The organism is Microcoleus sp. F4-D5, assembly GCF_036704885.1.
Taxonomy (GTDB): Bacteria; Cyanobacteriota; Cyanobacteriia; order Cyanobacteriales; family Microcoleaceae; genus Microcoleus.
Window position 1 is genome coordinate 1 of record NZ_JAUBSX010000197.1, and the last position, 1,348, is coordinate 1,348.

The following is a 1,348-nucleotide window of genomic DNA, read 5'->3' on the forward strand; positions in this document are numbered from 1 at the left end:
AACGAAAACCCAAGTTAAAATTGATTATCGCTCCCTTTCCGGATGCCACCCTACGTGGAGAACCATTTTTCTTTGAGAGGATGTTTTAAAAGTGGGGAGCTTTTGTAAGAAAGCTCACAAGGTTTAAGCTGAGATTTGTAGACAACAGCACCTTGTGAGCAAATGACTAAAGCATATCCTAACAATTTGACATGGGAACAGTGGGAATTAATTGTAGACCTGTTTCCAGAAGCTTGCGCGTGGTGGTCGTCCCCGGAGCATAGCAATCTACGCTGTCGTTAATGCCATTCTCTATGTGCTATGTCTTGCGATGTACCTGGCGAGCATTACCCGGCGATTTTCCAGCTTGGTCTACGGTTTACGGCTATTTCCGAAGATGGCGCCAAGACGGTACGTGGTTGAAAGTCCACGACAAACTTTATCAATGGGTCAGGGTGGCAGCCGGACGGGAGCCTAGTCCCTCAGAAGCTGCTGTAGACAGTCAATCAGTCGAAACAGCAACGATGATCTACCAAGAAGTCGGCTATGATGCAGGTAAAAAAATACACGGGCGGAAGCGACATTTGACAGTTGATTTACTAGGTCTAGTTTTACGAGTTTTAGTGACATCCGCTTCGATGCCAGAACGTGCTGGAGCCTTCATAAGTCCTCAAACGAGTTCATCATATGGGTCGCGTGAATCGCTTACATACGATTTGGATGGATGGTGGGTATCGGGGTGAAGACTTTATGCGATGGGTAATGGATATGTTCCGTTGGATTGTTGAAATCGTCCTAAGACCATTAGAGAAGAAGGGTTTCGTTCACTTACCTAAACGTTGGGTTGTAGAGCGAACTTTTGGGTGGCTCAACTGGTGTCGGCGTTTGAGTAAAGATTACGAAAGACTACCTGAAACTTCGGAGACTTTTATCTATATTGCCATGATACGTATTATGGTTCGACGGCTTGCATAATTTTTAGCTCACTCCTACTTTTAAAACATCCTCTGAGCCACTGCCGAAAATCCCCTTGACAACTGGCTTTGAGCCTTAACTTGTCACCAATGATGAGGAAGTGAGAAATCAGGTGAAGAAACTCACCAATAAACCGACAATGCGTTGGATATTTCAAATGTTTCAGGCGGTACATTTAGTGACGGTCAACGGAGAAAAGCAAGTCAGCAATTTAACCCAAGACCGTCAGGATGTATTAAAGCATTTAGGACAGTATTGCAGTCGGTACTATTTAATGTTTGCAGGTGGATGACGCTCATTATTAAGCTGTAGATATTCATTGGTGACAAGTTAAGGCTCAAAGCCAGTTGTCAAGGGGATTTTCGGCAGTGGCTCAAAGAAAAATGGTTCTCCA

2 pseudogenes are annotated in these 1,348 nt (G+C 44.4%); both read left to right on the plus strand.

The features are described 5' to 3' along the window. Positions 1-162 precede the first annotated feature (162 nt). A pseudogene (locus QUA80_RS33550) lies at positions 163-954 on the plus strand (IS5 family transposase). Between the two features lie 82 nt (positions 955-1,036). Continuing rightward, positions 1,037-1,246: pseudogene (locus tag QUA80_RS33555) on the plus strand (IS1634 family transposase); the annotation flags it as partial. Positions 1,247-1,348: the final 102 nt, after the last annotated feature.